Consider the following 16,757-nt stretch of genomic DNA (forward strand, 5'->3'; position numbering starts at 1 on the left):
GCGGCACCGGCATGCAACGGCTCCAGCAGCATGAGACCCGCAGCTTCCGGCTCCTGGTCCTGCTGCTGGGGCTGTGCCTGGCCGCGTTCGTCTCGCTCTTCGCGGTGGCGGCCCTGAACGGCAAAAAACATACCCCCGTCATTACCGAACGCTGCATCGCGTCGGTGGGCGGAGCGGAATACTCGCTGACCCTGGAACAGGCACGCAATGCCTCGATCATTTCCGGTGTGGCGGTGACCCGCGGCCTGCCGCCGCGAGCCGTGTCCATTGCACTGGCCACCGCCATGCAGGAATCCGGGCTGCGCAACTTGGATTACGGGGACGACGCCGGCCCGGACTCCCGCGGCCTGTTCCAGCAGCGTCCCAGCCAGGGCTGGGGCAGTGAAGAGCAGGTCATGGACCCCGTGTATGCCGCCAATGCCTTCTACAACGGGTTGGAGAAGGTGCCGGGATACCTGGACCTGACGATTACCGACGCCGCCCAGGCCGTCCAGCGCAGTGCTTTCCCCGAGGCATACGCCAAACACGAAGGACCTGCCCGGGCGTTCGCCTCCGCCCTTACCGGGCAGACCCCTGCCGCGTTGTCCTGCACCCTGCGCCCGCCGTCGGTTTCCGCCGATGCCGGCGCCAGCGCGTCCGCCGTCGAGGAAATCTACGGTCCGCTGAACGGCTCGGTGCTCGGCCCGCTGTACCTGGCCGACGTCGAGGGAACCTACGGCTGGTCCGTTGCGCAGTGGTTCGTGGCAAATGCCCAACTGCTCGGCATCGAGTCGGTGGCCTACGACGGACGCACCTGGCAGCTGGGCAGTTCCGTGTGGGAGCAGTCTTCTGCGGACGCCGGCCAGGTTGCCGTCACCGCCTACAGCGTCCCCGAGGAATAGGGCACGCCGGACCGCCGGATGGGGAACCCGGCGACCGACCGATTAGGCTAAGGGCATGCGTATTCTAGTCACCGGTGGCACCGGCTATATCGGATCCCACACCACGCTTGCCCTGCTTGAAGCAGGCCATGACGTGGTGGTCCTGGACAACCTGATGAACTCCAGCGAGGAGTCGCTTCGCAGGGTCCAGGAGCTGAGCGGCCGCAAGGCCGAGTTCGTGAAGGCGGATCTGCTGGACGAAGCAGCGCTGGAAACGGTCTTCAACGGCGCCGCCATTGACGCGGTTATCCACTTCGCCGGGCTCAAGGCCGTGGGCGAATCCGTAGCCAAGCCCCTGTACTACTACCACAACAACGTGGTGGGCACCATCAACCTGCTGCGGGCCATGGACCGGCACAACGTCCGCACCCTGGTCTTCAGCTCCTCCGCCACCGTGTACGGTGCCTCTGAGGAGGTCCCGCTGACCGAGGACTCCCCCATGGACGCCGTCAATCCCTACGGCCGCACCAAGGAACAGATCGAAGACATCCTCAGTGATCTGGGCGCCGCCGACGGCCGGTGGAACATTGCGCTGCTGCGTTACTTCAACCCTGCCGGTGCGCACGAATCGGGCCGGATCGGTGAAGATCCCACCGGCATCCCCAACAACCTGCTGCCGTTCGTGGCGCAGGTGGCCGTGGGCCGCCGGGAGAAGGTCATGGTCTTCGGCAATGACTACCCCACCCCGGACGGCACGGGTGTCCGCGACTACATCCATGTGGTGGACCTGGCAGCGGGCCACCTCGCCGCCCTGAACTTCCTGGCCGGCAACGGCGGAGTGCACCGCTGGAACCTGGGCACCGGCAACGGGTCCTCCGTCCTCGAGGTCCTCACCGCGTTCTCCGCTGCCGCGGGCCGGGATGTCCCCTATGAGTTCGCGGCCCGCCGTCCAGGCGACGCCGCCGTCAGCTACGCCGATCCCTCCGCAGCGCACGCGGACCTGGGCTGGCGTGCCGAGCGCAGCCTGGCCACCATGTGCGAGGACCACTGGCGCTGGCAGAAGAACAACCCCGAGGGTTACGCCGCGTCCTAGCGGTTCAGCTGGACGGACCGAATCCGCCGAAACACCAAAAGAGAAGGTCCCCGGAAACATCCGGGGACCTTCTCTTTTGGCGTTTTACGGCCGGAACAATCAGCGCTGCGGGTAGTTCCGCTCGGGGGCGCCCGTGTACAGCTGGCGCGGGCGGCCGATCTTCGTCTGGGGATCCTGCATCATTTCGCGCCACTGGGCAATCCAGCCCGGCAGGCGGCCGATGGCGAAGAGGACGGTGAACATCTTCTCCGGGAAGCCCATGGCCTTGTAAATGAGGCCGGTGTAGAAGTCGACGTTCGGGTACAGCTTGCGCTCGATGAAGTAATCATCGGCCAGGGCCTTCTCTTCCAGGCGCATGGCGATATCCAGCAGCTCGTCGTTGCCGCCGAGCTTGGACAGGATTTCGTGGGCGGTGGCCTTGACGATCTTCGCCCGCGGATCGTAGTTCTTGTAGACGCGGTGCCCGAAGCCCATGAGCTTCACGCCGTCTTCCTTGTTCTTGACCTTCTCCATGAAGGTTTCCGGCTGCATGCCCGTGGCCTGGATGTCGCGGAGCATGTTCAGCACTGCTTCATTCGCGCCGCCGTGCAGCGGGCCGAAGAGTGCACTGATGCCGGCGGAGACGGACGCGAACATGTTCGCGTTGGAGCTGCCGACCAGGCGCACAGTGGAGGTGGAGCAGTTCTGCTCGTGGTCCGCGTGCAGGATCAGCAGCAGGTCCAGGGCCTTCACCAGGTCCGGATCGATTTCATACGGCTCGGCCGGCAGGCCGAAGGAGAGCCGCATGAAGTTCTCCACCAGGTTCATGGAGTTGTCCGGGTAGAGCATCGGCTGGCCGATGGACTTCTTGTGCGCGTACGCAGCAATGACCGGCAGCTTGGCCATCAGCCGGACGGTGGACAGTTCCACCTGTTCTTCGTCGAACGGGTCCAGCGAGTCCTGGTAGAACGTGGACAGCGCGCTCACGGCCGAGGACAGCACCGGCATCGGGTGGGCGTCGCGGGGGAAGCCGCCGAAGAAGCCCTTGAGGTCTTCGTGCAGCAGGGTGTGGCGGCGGATCCGCTGGTCGAAGTTCTCCAGCTCGGCGGGCGTCGGCAGTTCCCCGTAGATCAGCAGGTAAGACGTCTCGAGGAAGCTCGAGTGCTTGGCCAGCTGCTCAATCGGGTAGCCGCGGTAGCGCAGGATCCCCTGGTCGCCGTCGATGTACGTGATGGCGGATGTGGTGGCCGCGGTGTTCATGAACCCGGGGTCGAACGTAACGGTGCCGGTCTGCTTCAGCAGCTTGGAAACGTCGAGTCCGTCGTTTCCCTCCGCTGCGGCAACGCGGGGCAGCACAAGCTCGTCTTCCGGGTTTGCCCCGTACTGAAGCTTGGCACTGGGTTGCTCAGTCATTAAGTCTCCTTTAGGAGTTTTCGAAACCGCCGCTATGTAGCCGCTTCCGACGGGACATAGTGCATTCCGCTAAACTATTTCGCTAAAACGCTACCGGTATCAGTGCCCTTACCACTAATCGGTACGGGCACCGTTGTACAAGCGCAACATAGGCACGGACGGTATTCCGGTGCAGTGCCTAATACTATTCCTGCCGGGGCCGCCCGCGGTCCAATTCCGCCGCGGCCAAGAGCCGGTCCGCCGCGGCACGGATATCGGCATCCGAACCGGTCAACGCAATGCGGACATATCCTGCACCGGCATCACCGTAGAAAACACCGGGACCAACAACAATTCCCAGGTCCGCGAAACGGGAGACCGTTGTCCACGTGTCTTCACCGGCGGTTGCCCACAGGTACAGGCCGGCCTCGGAATGCTCGATCTTCAACCCGAAGCCCTCCAGCGCCGGGACCAGCTGTTCGCGGCGGGCCCGGTAACGGTCCTTCTGCTGGGCCACATGCTCGTCGTCGCGCAGTGCTGCCGCCATGGCAGCCTGCACCGGGGCAGGGACAATCATTCCGGCATGCTTGCGGCTGTTGACCATATTGGCGATGATCGCCGGATCGCCGGCGGTGAACGCCGCCCGGTAGCCGGCCACGTTGGACTGCTTGCTCAGCGAGTACACGGCGAGCAGGGAATTGCTGCTGCCGCCGCTGACGCGGGGGTCAAGGATGCTGGGCACCGGTTCACCGCCGCGTGCGGGGTCCCAGGGGCCCCAGCCCAGTTCGGCATAACACTCATCGGAGGCCACCACGGCGCCGATTTCCCGGGCCTGCTCCACCAGGGTGCGCAGCGAGGACGCAGTCCGCACAATGCCGGTGGGGTTGCCCGGGGAGTTCACCCAGATCAGCCGCACGCGGGAACGGGTTTCCCCGTCCAGTTCGTCAAGGTTGTCGGCGGCCACCGCCGTCGCCCCGGCAAAGACCGCCCCCATGTCGTAGGTGGGATAGGCAACCACGGGGCGGACCACAACGTCCCCCTCCCCCAGCCCCAGCAGCAACGGCAGCCAGGCCACCAGTTCCTTGGAGCCGATGGTGGGCAGCACGTCCGCCGGGTCCAGGCCCGGCACCCCGCGCCGCCGGGCGAACCACTCGACCACTGCGTTCCGCAGGTCTGCGGTGCCGTGGGTGGTGGGGTAACCCGGCGCGTCAGCGGCGGCGCTGAGGGCTTCGCGGACGACGGCGGGGGTCGGGTCAACGGGCGTGCCGATGGAGAGGTTCACGGCACCCTCAGGGTGCTCTGCGGCCCGTCGCTGGTACGGGGCCATGGCGTCCCAGGGGTATTCCGGCAGGTCGAGCCCGAAGGCCCTTGATCCTGCCGGGCTCATGCCTGGTTCTGCGGAGGCAGGGCAGCGATGATGGGGTGGTCCTTATGGGTGTTGCCCACCTTGGCCGCACCGCCCGGGGATCCCAGGTCATCAAAGAACTCGACGTTGGCCTTGTAGTAGTCGGCCCATTCCTCCGGGGTGTCATCCTCGTAGTAAATGGCCTCTACCGGGCATACAGGTTCACAGGCGCCACAGTCCACGCATTCGTCCGGGTGGATGTAGAGGGAGCGTTCACCTTCGTAGATGCAGTCCACGGGGCATTCTTCGATACATGCCTTGTCTTTCACATCTACGCACGGCTGCGCAATTACGTACGTCACGTCCCTTGCCTTCCTGATCTGCGTCCCGCCTGCCGGATGCCGGCGGTTCCGCTGGGTGTTGGTTCCACGTTAGTAGCCGAAGCCATTATCTCCCAGCCGGGACGGCCCGGCGCACGGCCCGGGTCCGGTCTGGGACCCGCCGCATAGGATGGTTCAATGAACTTTTCCGAACCGGCAGCCCTGCTGCGCAGCCTGCAGCCGGGGGTCCGCGTGGTGGTGCGCTACCGGATCGACGGCGGTTTCACCGACGCCCTGGGCACACTGGGGGCCGTGGGCGATACCGAATGCACAGTAGCGACCCGGCGCGGCGACGTCGTTATTGCCTACCCGCTGGTCACGGCCGCCAAAACCGTGCCGCCGCCTCCCCCGCGCCGCGCTCCCCGCAGGTCCTGAGAAAAAACAGCAAAGGCCGCCGGAACAGTTGTTCCGGCGGCCTTTGCCGCTCTTACACGCTTTTCCGGCTGCGCTAGGCAGCCTTGGCGGCGGCCCGGTCCCGGGCGAGCACCCGGGTGCAGGCCAGGACAGCGCCAACCGTGGCTACCGCCTGGCCGAACAGCCACACCAGTCCCGCTGTAACAACGGGCGGCTGCTCCTCGGCAGCAGCGCCGGTCACGATCAGCGGGGCCTCGTTGAGCAGGTCCAGGGAGAACAGCCCCAGCAGCAGATACGTGATGACGCCGGCGGCGGCACTGACCGCTGCGCTGCGCTGCCAAAGGCCGGCCAGCAGCGCCACAGCGCAGCTGAACACCACCGCCAGCACTGCGCCGACCGGAAGCCCGGTGTCGCCGGCATACACCACTTGGTTATGCAGCGAGGTGCCGAGGACAGCCGCCGTGATTCCGCCCAGCACGGCGACCAGAGGCCCCCGCCAACGCGGGGGCCTCTTGCCGGTGTCGGCCGTTGCGGTGATGACTAGGCCTTGGCGCGTGCGCGGTTGGCCTTCGCACGGTCGTTGGCGTTCAGGACCAGCTTGCGGATGCGGATCGATTCCGGAGTGACCTCGACGCATTCGTCCTCACGGGCGAATTCGAGCGACTCTTCCAGGGTGAGCTTCCGCGGCGGTGTCAGGTTCTCGAAGGTGTCCGAGGACGCAGCACGCATGTTGGTGAGCTGCTTTTCCTTCGTGATGTTCACGTCCATGTCATCGGCGCGGGAGTTCTCGCCGACGATCATGCCTTCGTAAACCTCGGAAGTGGGCTCCACGAAGAAGGAACCGCGTTCCTGCAGCTTGATCATGGCGAACGGGGTAACGACGCCGGAGCGGTCGGAGATCAGCGAACCGTTGGTGCGGTATTCGATCGGACCGGCCCACGGCTCGTAGCCCTCGGCGATGGACGAGGAGATGCCTGCGCCGTGGGTTTCCGTCAGGAACTTGGTGCGGAAGCCGATCAGGCCGCGGGCGGGGACGATGAATTCCATGCGGACCCAGCCGGTGCCGTGGTTCGCCATGTTGACCATGCGGCCCTTGCGGACTGCCATCAGCTGCGTGACGGCTCCGAGGTATTCCTCGGGTACGTCGATGGTCATGTGTTCCATCGGCTCATTGACCTTGCCGTCAATGAGCTTGGTGACGACCTGCGGCTTGCCGACAGTCAGTTCGAAGCCTTCGCGGCGCATCTGCTCCACCAGGATGGCCAGGGCGAGCTCGCCGCGGCCCTGTACTTCCCAGGCGTCCGGACGCTCGGTCGGAAGGACCTTCAGCGACACGTTGCCGATCAGTTCCTTGTCGAGGCGGTCCTTGACCTGGCGGGCCGTGACCTTGGCACCCTTGACCCGGCCGGCGAGCGGCGAGGTGTTGATACCGATGGTCATGGAGATGGCGGGGTCATCCACGGTGATCAGCGGCAGCGGCTTGGGGTTGTCCACGTCGGTGAGGGTTTCACCAATGGTGATGTCCTCGATGCCGGCGACGGCGACAATTTCACCGGGGCCGGCGGATTCGGTGGGAACACGGTCCAAAGCCTTGGTGGCCAGCAGTTCGGTGATCTTGACGGTCTTCATGGTTCCGTCGTGGCGGGCCCATGCAACCATCTGGCCCTTGCGCAGGGTGCCGTTGAAGATACGCAGCAGGGCCAGGCGGCCCAGGAACGGCGAGGCGTCCAGGTTGGTAACGTGCGCCTGGAGGACGCCTTCGGGATCGTACGTGGGAGCGGGGATGTGCTCCAGGATGGTCTGGAACAGCGGCTCCAGGTTGTCGTTCGCGGGAGCTTCGCCGTCGGCCGGCTGCTCCAGGGAAGCAGCACCGACGCGGGCTGCGGCGTAGACAACGGGAACGTTCAGGATCAGGTCAAGGTCCAGGTCCGGAACTTCGTCCGCGAGGTCGGAGGCCAGGCCGAGCAGCAGGTCCATGGACTCGCTGACGACTTCGTCGATCCGGGCATCGGGACGGTCGGTCTTGTTGACCAGCAGGACTACCGGCAGCTTCGCGGCAAGTGCCTTGCGCAGCACGAAGCGGGTCTGGGGCAGCGGGCCTTCAGAGGCGTCCACCAGCAGCACAACGCCGTCGACCATGGACAGGCCGCGCTCGACCTCGCCGCCGAAGTCGGCGTGGCCGGGGGTGTCGATGACGTTGATGGTGATGGTTTCGCCGTTGGCAGCCGGGCCGTTGTAGAACACCGTGGTGTTCTTGGCCAGGATGGTGATGCCCTTTTCGCGCTCCAGGTCACCGGAGTCCATCACGCGGTCTTCCACGTCTCCGTGGGCAGCAAACGAGTTCGTCTGCTTCAGCATGGCGTCGACGAGGGTCGTCTTACCGTGGTCAACGTGGGCCACAATAGCAACGTTGCGGAGGTCGCTTCGCACTGCGCTGTTTACAGCCGTGTTGGTTTCTGACATGCGTGAGGACTCAATTCATAGGAGATCAGTTCGGGGTGTTTCTTTTCCACCGGAGGGGCTCCGGCGTATCCGGCTGTTCTGTACGAATGCTGATTCAATCTCTTGCTCAATCACCAGTCAGAATCCACCGAAGGCCCCGCCGTCAGCGGGCACGCTAACATTCTAGTCGCAATACCATGTCTGCCCTAATGCGGCTTCACCGAGGGCGCAAATCCGGGGCAGGGCGGGGGTCTCACAGCGGGGTCTCACAGCTGGGTCGCACAGACGCAGAAGGCGGGGAACCCGTTGGGGCTCCCCGCCTTCCGTGCAGTTCTGCGGTGCGCTGTTAGGCGACTGCCGGCGGCAGTTCCAGGCGTGAGCCCGGGATGGCTGCCAGCAGGGCCTGGGTGTAGGCCTGCTGGGGCGCGTCGAAGACGGCGTCCGTGGAACCGGTTTCCACGAGCTTGCCCTTTTCCATCACGCAGACGTAGTCGGCAATCTGGCGCACTACGGCCAGGTCATGGGTGATGAACAGGTAGCTCAGCCCCAATTCCGACTGCAGGTCAGCGAGCAGGTTCAGGATCTGGGCCTGCACCAGCACGTCCAGTGCCGAGACGGCTTCGTCGCAGATAACCACTTCGGGATCCAGTGCCAGCGCGCGGGCAATCGCAACGCGCTGGCGCTGTCCGCCGGAGAGCTCGTTCGGGAAGCGGCGCATCACCGAGGACGGCAGGGCCACCTGGTCAAGCAGTTCGCGGACCTTGGCCTCGCGGCTCTTGGCGTCGCCGATCTTGTGTACCCGCAGCGGTTCTTCGATGGTGCGGAAGATGTTGTACATCGGGTCCAGGGAACCGTACGGGTCCTGGAAGATCGGCTGCACCCGGCGGCGGAACTCGAACAGGCGCTTGCTGTTCAGCGTGGTCATGTCCACCCCGTTGAACAGGATGGAACCGCTGGTAGGCGTCTCCAGGTTCAGCACCATGCGGGCCACCGTTGACTTGCCCGAACCGGACTCGCCCACCACGGCCGTGGTGGTGCCGCGCTTGATGTTGAAGGACACGTTGTCCACGGCGGTGAAATCCGTGGACCGGCCAATGCCGCTGCGCAGCTTGAAGACCTTGGTCAGGTCCTTGACCTCGATAACGTTGTCCGCGGCCTTCAGCTTGTCCTCGTCTTCGGAGGTCAGCAGGTCCGCGCTTTGCAGGCCCAGGCTCTTGGCGGAGTCAATCCGCTTGGAGGCCAGCGACGGGGCCGACTCCACCAGCTTGCGCGTGTAGGGGTGGCGCGGGTTGGTGAGGATTTCGAGGGCCGGCCCGGCTTCCACCACGCGGCCCTTGTACATCACCACTACCTTCTGTGCACGCTCTGCGGCCAGGCCGAGGTCGTGCGTAATCAGCAGTACTGCTGTTCCCAGTTCATCGGTCAGGGTGCCCAGGTGGTCCAGGATCTGCCGCTGCACGGTAACGTCCAGGGCCGACGTCGGCTCATCGGCAATGAGCAGGCGCGGCCGGCAGGAAAGGCCGATGGCGATCAGCGCGCGCTGGCGCATGCCGCCGGAGAACTCGTGCGGGTACTGCTTGGCCCGGCGCGCGGCGTCGGGCAGTCCGGCCTGCTCCAGCACCTTGGCGATATCCGCCGGAGCGTGCGGCAGGCCGTTGGCCCGCAGTGTTTCCTTGACCTGGAAACCGATCTTCCATACCGGGTTCAGGTTGGACATGGGGTCCTGGGGAACCATGCCGATGGAGTTGCCGCGCAGTTCCTGGATCCGCTTGGCACTGGCGTTGGAAATATCCTCGCCGTCAAACAGGATCTGTCCGGAGCTGACACGTCCGTTGCCTGGAAGCAGGCCGATGGCCGCGAGGGCCGTCGTCGACTTGCCCGAACCGGACTCCCCCACAATGGCCACGGTTTCGCCGGGCATGATGGTCAGGTGAGCATCGCGGACGGCCTCGACGTCGCCGTTTGCCGTGGCAAACGTGATGGCAAGGTCGCGGATTTCAAGCAGCGGCTGAACAGCCGTTTCTTCAGTATTGGTGGTCATCGTTTGCGCGCCTTCGGATCAAGAGCATCACGGACCGCGTCACCGAGCATGATGAAGCTCAGCACGGTAATGGACAGGGCGGCAGCAGGCCAGAGCAGCGTTGACGGATTGGACCGCAGCGAGGTCTGGGCAGCCGAAATGTCATTGCCCCAGGACATGATGCTGGGCGGCAGGCCAATGCCCAGGAAGGACAGGGTGGCCTCGGCAACAATGAAGGTGCCCAGCGAGATGGTGGCGATAACGATTACCGGTGCCATCGAGTTCGGGATGACGTGCTTCATCAGCGCCGAGAACTTCGAGACGCCCAATGAGCGGGAGGCCACTACGAAGTCGGCATTGCGGACCGAGATCACGGCGCCGCGCGTGATGCGGGCAACCTGGGGCCAGCCGAAGATCAACAGCGTGAAGACCACCGTCAGGGTGGTCCGGTTCTCGCGGAACGCGGGCAGCTGCATGATGATGATGGCGCCGAGGATCAGCGGGAGAGCGAAGAAGATGTCGCCGAGGCGTGCCAGGACAGCGTCCAGCCAGCCGCCGTAGTACCCGGCCAGCGCACCCAGGATTCCGCCGATGATAACGACGGCGATGGTGGTCAGCAGGCCGACCAGCACGGAGGCGCGGGCGCCGTAGATAACGCGGGCGTACACGTCGCAGCCCTGGAAGGTGTAGCCGAGCGGATGCCCGGCGGCGGGTCCGCCGTCGGAATTATCCAACAGGCAGCCTTCGTCCGGGGACGCGCTGGTGAACAGGCCCGGGAAGGCTGCCACGGTGAGGATCAGCAGGATCAGCAGCGCCGAGATGATGAAGAGCGGCTGCCGGCGCAGGTTCCGCCAGGCCTCCCCCCAAAGGCTCAGCGGCTGCACGTCATCCTTGACGCTGTCGGTTGCGGCCAGAGGGGTTTCCTCCAGCGGAGCAACATAGTGCTCGATGCTTGTGGTGTCTTTATTCATAACGGATCCTCGGATCAAGCCAGGCGTACAGGAGGTCTACAAGGAGGTTGGCGATCACGTAGACGAAAACGAGAACGCTGACGATCGAGACGATCGTGGGACCCTCTCCCCTGACGACGGACTGGTAAAGTCGCTGTCCCACTCCGGGGACGTTGAAGATGCCTTCGGTGACAATCGCGCCGCCCATCAGCGCACCCAGGTCTGCTCCGAGGAAGGTCACCACGGGGATCAGCGAGTTGCGCAGGATGTGCACCGTGACAACGCGCGGGCGGGAAAGGCCCTTGGCCGTGGCGGTGCGAACGTAGTCGGCGTTCATGTTTTCAATCACCGAGGTGCGGGTCAGGCGCAGCACATAGGCGAAGGACGCCAGGCCGAGCACAAGCGCCGGCAGTATCAGGTCCGCAAACCCGGCATCGCCGCCCACCGTTGGGGACGTCCACTGGAGTTTCACACCCACCAGGAACTGCAGCAGGAAGCCCAGCACGAAGACCGGAATGGCGATCACGATCAGGGAAACAACCAGGACCGTGCTGTCGAAGATCTTGCCCTTCTTCAGGCCGGCAATCAGGCCGAAGGCAATGCCGAAGACAGCTTCGAAGATCAGGGCCAGGATCGCGAGGCGGATCGTGACCGGGAAGGCCTGGGCCAGGACGTCGGTCACCTGGCGGCCGGAGAAGTCAACGCCCAGATCGAAGGTGACCAGGTTCTTCAGATACAGGAGGTACTGGACGATGAAGGGCTGGTCCAGGTTGTACTGGCTGCGCAGCTGCGCGGCCACGGCTTCGTTGACCGGCTTGTCTCCGAAGAGTGCAGCAATCGGGTCGCCCGGAAGGGAAAACACCAGGAAGTAAACAAGGAAAGTGGCCCCGAAGAAAACGGGGATCATTTGAAGGAACCGTCGAATGACGTAGCCGGCCATCAGGGGTGGCCTCCGGCCAGCTTGTGGGGATTGTGGTCTCGCATTTTTTGTATGCCTGTTCTTGGGGGTAAGAACCCGAATACAAGCCGGGGCCCGGCCTTTTGGCCGGGCCCCGGTTGGGTCGGTCTAGATTCTGCTACTTGGCGGTGACGTTGTAGTAAACCGGAACGCCGTTCCAGCCGGTCTCAACGTTGTCCACGTTCTCGCTCCAGCCGGACTGTGCCACCTGGTACCACAGCGGGATGACGGGGAGATCCTTGAGCAGGACTTCCTGCGCCTGGTTGAAGATCTTTGCGCCGTCTTCCGGAGTGGAAGCGGCAAGGCCTTCGCCCAGCAGCTTGTCGAACTCTTCGCTCGAGTAGTCGCCGTCGTTGGAACCTGCACCGGTGCCGTACAGCGGGCCGAGGAAGTTGTTCAGCGACGGGTAGTCAGCCTGCCAGCCAGTGCGGATGGCACCGGTCAGGGTCTTGGCGGTAGCGTCTGCGCGCAGTTCCTTGAACGTTGCGTAGGGCTTGCCTTCAGCCTTGATGCCGAGGTTGTTCTTCAGGCCGTTGGCGACGGCGTCGACCCATTCCTTGTGGTTTGCGTCGGCGTTGTAGCCAATGGTGAAGGTTTCATCTGCGGGCCACGGCGAGATCTTGTCTGCCTTCTGCCACAGTTCCTTGGCCTTCTCCACATTGAATTCGAGCACCTCGTTGCCGGGGACGCTGTCGCTGTAGCCCTCGATCACCGGAGCGGTGAATTCCTTGGCGGGCTCACGCGAACCGGAGAAGACAACATCGGTGATCTGGTCGCGGTTGATGGCCATGGAGATGGCCTGGCGGCGCAGTTCGCCGGCTTCGCCGGAGAACGCCGGCAGGTAACCGGGGATGGTGATGGTCTGGTTGCCGGCGTACGCCTTCTCGGAGTAGCGTCCTTCACCCAGGTCAGTCTTGAACGTCTTCAGGGCAGCATTGGGCATGGTGTCCAGGATGTCCAAGTTGTTGGACTGCAGGTCAGCGTAAGCTGCGTCGAACGAGGAGTAGAACTTGAAGGTCACTCCGCCGTTCTGCGGAACGCGGCTTCCGGTGTAGTCCGGGTTCGTGACCAGTTCGATCTGGACCTCGTGCTGCCAAGCGTCGTCGCCGGCGAGCATGTACGGGCCGTTGCCGACCGGGGTCTCGCCGAACTTGGCCGGATCCGTGACGGCTTCAGCCGGCAGCGGGAAGAAGGCCGTGTAGCCAAGGCGCTGCGGGAAGTCGGACTCGGGCTGGCTGAGCTTCACGGTGAACGTGTTGTCATCAACAACGGTCAGGCCGCTCATGGTGTCGGCCATTGCGCCTTCTGCGCTGACCTCGTCGTAGCCTTCGATGCTCTCGAAGAAGTACGAGTTCAGCTGGGCGTTCTTGGCGGCTGCGCCAAAGTTCCAGGCGTCCACGAAGGACTTGGCCGTGATGGCCTCGCCGTTGGTGAACTTCTGGTCAGCCTTCACCTTGATGGTGTACGTCTGGGAATCTTCGGTGTCGATGGACTCAGCGAGTTCATTAACAGTGTTGCCGTCGGCGTCGTAGCTGACGAGGCCTTCGAAGAGCAGGTCCATGATGCGTCCGCCGCCAACTTCGTTGGTGTTCACGGGCATCAGCGGGTTCTGCGGTTCGGTGCCGTTGGCCGTGATGATCGCGGTGCTGTTGCCCTCGGTCTCACCTGAGCCTTCGGCCGATTCGTCGGATCCTCCACCGCAGGCGCTCAGCGCAAGTGCGGCAACGGCCGCTACGCTCAGCATTTTGGAAGTGCGTGTGACGCGCATTCCGCCTCCTAGTTCTGTTCGGTTCCGGCGTGAATGACGCCGGTGTTGCGGCTCCGCCAAATGGTGAACCGACTCACAAAGCCAAAAGCATAAGCCCAACTTGTTTCCGGACGGTAACAAAGACCGGGTGCTTTGCGGGGGCGGGGCCGCCAAGTGCCGCCCGAGGGCCGCGAAAGGCGCTCCCCACTTGGGTTTAGGTGCGGCAAAACCTCCCGGTAACGATTTGGCATACAGGCGGCGTAATACATGCGTTGGCATGTCACATTGGGCTGTTCAGTGCGAGACTCGCGCGATGTTTGCCCGATGATGGGAAGTACCCCCGCCCGCTGAAACCCGAACTGAGGACCTATGAAAATCACCATTGTGGGCGGATCCCGTGGCACCGGCGCCCATTTGGCTTCCTTGGCGCAGGAGGCCGGCCACGAGGTTACTGTCCTCTCGCGAAGCGGCGGCGCGCCTGCGGGCGTCCGTGCAGTCGCCGGTGACGCAACAGACCCTGCCGTAGTTGCCGGCGCCGTGACCGGAGCCGACGCCGTCGTCGTAACTGTGGGCGGCGCAAGGGGCGTGAAGCATCAGCGTGCCGCAGTGACCGGAACTGTCATCAAGGCCATGCAGGACGCCGGCGTGCGGCGACTCGTGGTCCAGTCCTCGTTGGGGGCGGGGAATTCGTCATCCCAGCTGCCCGGTCCAATGGGACTGATCACCCGGGTGGCGCTTGCTGCTCCGCTGGCTGACCACAATGAGCAGGAGTCCCTGGTGACGGGCTCAGGGTTGGACTGGACCATCCTGCGGCCAACCGGCCTCACCAACAGGGAACCCGCCGGTACCTGGCGGGCGCTCGAGGTGGGGAACCCGGAAAAGCTGCGGGGGTCTGTGCCTCGAAAGGACCTGGCGGCCTGCATGCTCAAAATTCTCGAAGACGATTCCGCAGTAGGGAAGGCGTTCGGGGTGAGCGGCTAGGGGCGCGCCCGTCCACCAGTGCCGGCGCCTGTCCCCCGGCCTGCCGGTCTCTCGCGTAGTTAGGCTCTCGTCACACCAGGTGGGAAATTGTAACGAGCACGATCAAAGTTCAGTCCTCTTGGTTGAGCGGGTGCTCCTCGGTCTGACCTGTGCGCGCCCGTTCGTAGGAGTCGAGCAGGCGGCGGGCGTTGGCGGGCGAGCGGAAGAGATACGCGGTTTCCTGCCAAGCGGCATACTCGTCGGCTGGCATCAGGACAGCACTACCCTTTGGGGAAACAATCTCAACAGCTTCACGATCGTCATTGATGCGCTCGATGAGCTGGAACAGCGTCTTTCGCGCCTCACACTCTCAGGGGATTTGCTGTCCACATGCCGAAGGAAACACCTGTTGGATCGCAGTAGATACCGAACCAGCGATCGTCGCCACCCAGCTCCACACGCGAACGCTTCACGGATCCCCCATAGGTAACGACTCGATCAAGCGCAGACTCGAGGTCGTCGACCGCTACGTACAGGCGCGGACCCGCAGCCGGAGAAGTCGCAGGCGTTGAGGCTCGCTGGAGGCCTCCGATCTCAGATCCGTCAGCGTGGATCACCCAGTAGTCTGCGCCGAGCTCCGTCCCAGCGAAGGCAGGCTCGAACGACCATCCCGACAGTTCCGAGTGGAACCGCATGAACTCCTCAGGATCGGACGTTTCGATTTCCCACCACACGATTCTGCTCATACGCCGATGGTATGCATCCGGGCACGAATCACTCGGCGTATCCGCTCCGTGCCGACCTGGAACAAAGTTCCGTCCGTTTCGTCTCGATTCGCTCGCTCGACGTCGAAGGGCTAGACGTTGAACTGGAACTCCACTACGTTGCCTAGCCGAATGCCCTCTGGAAGCTGCCACTCCAGTGCAAGTTCGACGCGAAACTAGGCATCGATGGGTCACAGGTGAAGATCGAACCCACCGGCCCAGGGTCGTTTCGCGTGACTATCCCTGAATTCATCGGCATCGGCTTTGACGATCCCGTGTTCGAGGACGCCCTCGAGAGCAACAACGCGCTTAGCTGGCTGGCACCGCCAGCCGTTCAAACTCGCATGATCAACAACATTCTCAGTGACGAGAACAAGCAGAAGTACATCAGCGAAAATGAAGCAGAATTGAAAGACCAGGCCAAGTCCTTCTACTCCGGAATCATCACAAGCATCGACCCCGAGATCACCGTCGCCTTTGAGTTCGCAGGGTAGATGCCCGCAGCACCGCGTCCTTGTTTAAACTAGGTTTTTCGGGTGCCAGGCTTGCCCCCGATATAGAAATGCCGCCCTCTAACGTTTTCACGGAGGGCGGCATTTCTATTGATTCAGGTGAAGAATCTAGACGTTGAAACGGAATTCCACCACGTTCCGTAGCCGATCAACCTCTTACATTCGCAGTCAGATTACCTTCGAGGTAGGGGAAGCCGAGCGCTACGTCCCGGTTGATCTGAGGAATGTCTCCGGCGGCGGCAGCATGGGCCGCTGACGGAACCCGCTCCCGCGCCGGAGGTCCTGCCGCCGCCGCGCGGCACCGGACCCTGCCAGCGGCGCCGCCGTCCTTTGCCACCTGGGCGCTTCTTGGTATCAGCGACTGGTTTGGAGTGCCTCAGTGTAGAGTTTCGGGTCGTTCCTGGTTTCAGCTGAGATGACAAGATGACTGGCGTTGAGACGCTGCGCAAAGTACCCCAAATAGGGCAGTACGATGATCGTCGTGAGCCCGTCTTGCCATGCCTTAACCAGCGCCGGAAGGCTATCTTGTTCGGACCGGGAAGGAAAGTTCGGCGTTGTCTGTTTATCCCACGTATTGAAGGCCACCAGATCTACCCCATCCTCGCCGTATTCGACGGGCCAGAATGGTGGCACAATCGGGTGGAGTTCCTGTCCAGGGCTCGAGAGTTTTTGCATCTCTTCCTGTGAGATCGGTTCGTTTTGAACTGTGCTTATGTTGAACCAGTCCCAGCTGCGGTCCCATTGCTGCTTCCAGCGTTCATCCCATACCTCACGGCTTGCTGACGCCGGGATTTTCGATGCACCCGTCGCAGGCACAGGGCTGAGTTCCGGAATTTCGATGTCCTGGGCGATCATCCATGCCTTTCGGATATAGAGAAGCATCTTCAGGTTCTGCGCGTGGTCATCAATCCGGATGGTCATTTCTTTTGGCCAAACAGCCCGCCGTCTAAGCCCTATTCCCCGCATAGAGACTCCTTGATTTGTCGGCCGGACGGAGAACA

General features: G+C 63.5%; 16 protein-coding genes and 1 pseudogene. 5 read left to right on the forward strand and 12 right to left on the reverse strand.

What is annotated here, in order from left to right:
- Window positions 1–11: 11 nt before the first annotated feature.
- Complete coding sequence (locus tag QNO06_RS12645; protein WP_227913604.1) at window positions 12–881, forward strand: transglycosylase SLT domain-containing protein; 870 nt, start codon at window positions 12–14, stop codon at window positions 879–881.
- Window positions 882–936: 55 nt separating this feature from the next.
- A complete protein-coding gene (gene galE, locus QNO06_RS12650; protein ID WP_227913603.1) occupies window positions 937–1,953 on the forward strand; it encodes a UDP-glucose 4-epimerase GalE in 1,017 nt (338 codons plus the stop codon).
- 99 nt (window positions 1,954–2,052) lie between these two features.
- Here galE and QNO06_RS12655 read toward each other — a convergent pair whose 3' ends face one another.
- The 3 genes from QNO06_RS12655 to fdxA form a co-directional block, all read right to left on the reverse strand.
- Window positions 2,053–3,345, reverse strand: a complete 1,293-nt coding sequence (locus QNO06_RS12655; protein WP_227913602.1) for a citrate synthase — start codon at window positions 3,343–3,345, stop codon at window positions 2,053–2,055.
- 184 nt (window positions 3,346–3,529) lie between these two features.
- Window positions 3,530–4,711 carry a succinyldiaminopimelate transaminase gene (dapC, locus tag QNO06_RS12660; RefSeq protein WP_227913601.1) on the reverse strand — a complete coding sequence of 394 codons (1,182 nt, stop codon included), beginning with the start codon at window positions 4,709–4,711 and terminating at the stop codon, window positions 3,530–3,532.
- Complete coding sequence (gene fdxA, locus QNO06_RS12665) at window positions 4,708–5,031, reverse strand: ferredoxin (RefSeq protein WP_227903680.1); 324 nt, start codon at window positions 5,029–5,031, stop codon at window positions 4,708–4,710. Before fdxA ends, dapC begins: the two co-directional genes overlap by 4 nt.
- A 156-nt stretch (window positions 5,032–5,187) precedes the next feature.
- Between fdxA and QNO06_RS12670 the strand changes: the two genes are divergently transcribed.
- Window positions 5,188–5,424 (forward strand): putative acetyltransferase, encoded by a 237-nt coding sequence (locus QNO06_RS12670; RefSeq protein ID WP_227913600.1) that lies wholly within the window; start codon window positions 5,188–5,190, stop codon window positions 5,422–5,424.
- A 73-nt stretch (window positions 5,425–5,497) separates the two neighbouring features.
- Here the strand turns inward: QNO06_RS12670 and QNO06_RS12675 are convergent, their stop codons facing one another.
- From QNO06_RS12675 to QNO06_RS12700, 6 genes are all read right to left on the reverse strand, one after another.
- Window positions 5,498–5,881: a hypothetical protein gene (locus QNO06_RS12675; RefSeq protein WP_227913599.1), complete on the reverse strand. Its 384-nt coding sequence runs from the start codon at window positions 5,879–5,881 to the stop codon at window positions 5,498–5,500.
- 62 nt (window positions 5,882–5,943) lie between these two features.
- Window positions 5,944–7,866 carry a translational GTPase TypA gene (gene typA, locus QNO06_RS12680; RefSeq protein WP_227913598.1) on the reverse strand — a complete coding sequence of 641 codons (1,923 nt, stop codon included), beginning with the start codon at window positions 7,864–7,866 and terminating at the stop codon, window positions 5,944–5,946.
- Window positions 7,867–8,191: 325 nt separating this feature from the next.
- Complete coding sequence (locus tag QNO06_RS12685; RefSeq protein WP_227913597.1) at window positions 8,192–9,886, reverse strand: ABC transporter ATP-binding protein; 1,695 nt, start codon at window positions 9,884–9,886, stop codon at window positions 8,192–8,194.
- Window positions 9,883–10,836, reverse strand: a complete 954-nt coding sequence (locus tag QNO06_RS12690; RefSeq protein ID WP_227913596.1) for an ABC transporter permease — start codon at window positions 10,834–10,836, stop codon at window positions 9,883–9,885. Before QNO06_RS12690 ends, QNO06_RS12685 begins: the two co-directional genes overlap by 4 nt.
- The gene (locus QNO06_RS12695) at window positions 10,829–11,755 is read right to left on the reverse strand and encodes an ABC transporter permease (RefSeq protein ID WP_227913595.1); all 927 of its coding nucleotides are present in this window, start codon (window positions 11,753–11,755) and stop codon (window positions 10,829–10,831) included. Before QNO06_RS12695 ends, QNO06_RS12690 begins: the two co-directional genes overlap by 8 nt.
- 136 nt (window positions 11,756–11,891) lie before the next feature.
- The gene (locus tag QNO06_RS12700) at window positions 11,892–13,541 is read right to left on the reverse strand and encodes a peptide ABC transporter substrate-binding protein (protein WP_227913594.1); all 1,650 of its coding nucleotides are present in this window, start codon (window positions 13,539–13,541) and stop codon (window positions 11,892–11,894) included.
- Window positions 13,542–13,889: 348 nt separating this feature from the next.
- On the opposite strand from QNO06_RS12700, the gene QNO06_RS12705 reads away from it, so the two are divergent.
- A complete protein-coding gene (locus QNO06_RS12705; protein ID WP_227913593.1) occupies window positions 13,890–14,501 on the forward strand; it encodes an NAD(P)-dependent oxidoreductase in 612 nt (203 codons plus the stop codon).
- A 109-nt stretch (window positions 14,502–14,610) separates the two neighbouring features.
- Here the strand turns inward: QNO06_RS12705 and QNO06_RS12710 are convergent.
- A pseudogene (locus QNO06_RS12710) lies at window positions 14,611–14,832 on the reverse strand (type II toxin-antitoxin system Phd/YefM family antitoxin); the annotation flags it as partial.
- A 10-nt stretch (window positions 14,833–14,842) separates the two neighbouring features.
- Window positions 14,843–15,226 carry a VOC family protein gene (locus QNO06_RS12715; RefSeq protein ID WP_227913592.1) on the reverse strand — a complete coding sequence of 128 codons (384 nt, stop codon included), beginning with the start codon at window positions 15,224–15,226 and terminating at the stop codon, window positions 14,843–14,845.
- Between the two features lie 251 nt (window positions 15,227–15,477).
- Here QNO06_RS12715 and QNO06_RS12720 point away from each other — a divergent pair, with 251 nt between their 5' ends.
- A complete protein-coding gene (locus QNO06_RS12720; RefSeq protein ID WP_227913591.1) occupies window positions 15,478–15,738 on the forward strand; it encodes a hypothetical protein in 261 nt (86 codons plus the stop codon).
- Between the two features lie 372 nt (window positions 15,739–16,110).
- On the opposite strand, the gene QNO06_RS12725 is transcribed toward QNO06_RS12720, so the two are convergent.
- Window positions 16,111–16,677 carry a hypothetical protein gene (locus tag QNO06_RS12725; RefSeq protein WP_227913590.1) on the reverse strand — a complete coding sequence of 189 codons (567 nt, stop codon included), beginning with the start codon at window positions 16,675–16,677 and terminating at the stop codon, window positions 16,111–16,113.
- Window positions 16,678–16,757: the final 80 nt, after the last annotated feature.

The organism is Arthrobacter sp. zg-Y20, assembly GCF_030142075.1.
Taxonomy (GTDB): Bacteria; Actinomycetota; Actinomycetes; order Actinomycetales; family Micrococcaceae; genus Arthrobacter_B.

Coding starts and splice junctions, on each gene's coding strand:
- QNO06_RS12645 (WP_227913604.1), top strand. CDS start 12: ATGCAACGGCTCCAGCAGCATGAGACCCGCAGCTTCCGGCTCCTGGTC.
- galE (WP_227913603.1), top strand. CDS start 937: ATGCGTATTCTAGTCACCGGTGGCACCGGCTATATCGGATCCCACACC.
- QNO06_RS12655 (WP_227913602.1), bottom strand. CDS start 3,345: ATGACTGAGCAACCCAGTGCCAAGCTTCAGTACGGGGCAAACCCGGAA.
- dapC (WP_227913601.1), bottom strand. CDS start 4,711: ATGAGCCCGGCAGGATCAAGGGCCTTCGGGCTCGACCTGCCGGAATAC.
- QNO06_RS12670 (WP_227913600.1), top strand. CDS start 5,188: ATGAACTTTTCCGAACCGGCAGCCCTGCTGCGCAGCCTGCAGCCGGGG.
- typA (WP_227913598.1), bottom strand. CDS start 7,866: ATGTCAGAAACCAACACGGCTGTAAACAGCGCAGTGCGAAGCGACCTC.
- QNO06_RS12685 (WP_227913597.1), bottom strand. CDS start 9,886: ATGACCACCAATACTGAAGAAACGGCTGTTCAGCCGCTGCTTGAAATC.
- QNO06_RS12690 (WP_227913596.1), bottom strand. CDS start 10,836: ATGAATAAAGACACCACAAGCATCGAGCACTATGTTGCTCCGCTGGAG.
- QNO06_RS12695 (WP_227913595.1), bottom strand. CDS start 11,755: ATGGCCGGCTACGTCATTCGACGGTTCCTTCAAATGATCCCCGTTTTC.
- QNO06_RS12700 (WP_227913594.1), bottom strand. CDS start 13,541: ATGCGCGTCACACGCACTTCCAAAATGCTGAGCGTAGCGGCCGTTGCC.
- QNO06_RS12705 (WP_227913593.1), top strand. CDS start 13,890: ATGAAAATCACCATTGTGGGCGGATCCCGTGGCACCGGCGCCCATTTG.
- QNO06_RS12715 (WP_227913592.1), bottom strand. CDS start 15,226: ATGAGCAGAATCGTGTGGTGGGAAATCGAAACGTCCGATCCTGAGGAG.
- QNO06_RS12725 (WP_227913590.1), bottom strand. CDS start 16,677: ATGACCATCCGGATTGATGACCACGCGCAGAACCTGAAGATGCTTCTC.